This window comes from Pseudoalteromonas sp. SWYJZ19, assembly GCF_015864375.1.
Classification (GTDB): Bacteria; Pseudomonadota; Gammaproteobacteria; order Enterobacterales; family Alteromonadaceae; genus Pseudoalteromonas; species Pseudoalteromonas arctica.
The window spans coordinates 1-624 of sequence record NZ_JADYXI010000064.1; the positions used below are offsets into that span (position 1 = coordinate 1).

The window sequence follows — 624 nt, forward strand, 5'->3', positions numbered from 1 at the left end:
GCTATTAAAAATCTAGAAGAAAAAATAGGGTTTGAGTTACTAGACAGAAGTAAGTACCGATTACAGCTTACTGAAAAAGGGCGTATTTTTCATCGCGAAGCGAAGCAACTCTTGCATGCCAACGACGAGCTGGCACAACTTGCTAAAGAATTGGCACTCGGTAATGAGCCCCAATTTAGAATTTGTTACGAACAACTTTGCCATATGCAAAGTTACAACGAGATCATAAGTAATACTTTTAGGTTGTTTACAAGCACAGAATTTAGCTTAACAAGCGGAAAACGCTTTATTTCATTAGAGCAAGTAAACAGCGGACAAGCCGAATTAGGCATTGGCCCGTGGTTTGATTTATTTCATGCAACAGGCGATTTAGAAAGCGTCCCCATAGGTAGGCTCGATATTGGCATTGTGAGCGCTAAAGGCGTACTCCCTCAAAAACTCACCTATAGCGAACTGCAAACGTATCCGTGTTTAGCCATGTTTGAAAGTGACTTGAGTATCGACAGCGACAGGCTATCGTACTCAAAAGGCTCCGCCATGATGAAAATTGATGATGTATCGACTTTAAAATCGTTTTTACTCTCAGGCGCAGGTTGGGCAATGATGAGCCTAGAGCACTGCGAC

At 42.1% G+C, this 624-nt stretch carries 1 protein-coding gene; it reads left to right on the top strand.

Annotated features, from left to right (window positions below; genetic code table 11):
* Positions 1–624 (top strand): LysR family transcriptional regulator (locus I6F45_RS21260; protein WP_197162049.1); only part of this gene is annotated, 624 nt, incomplete at both ends.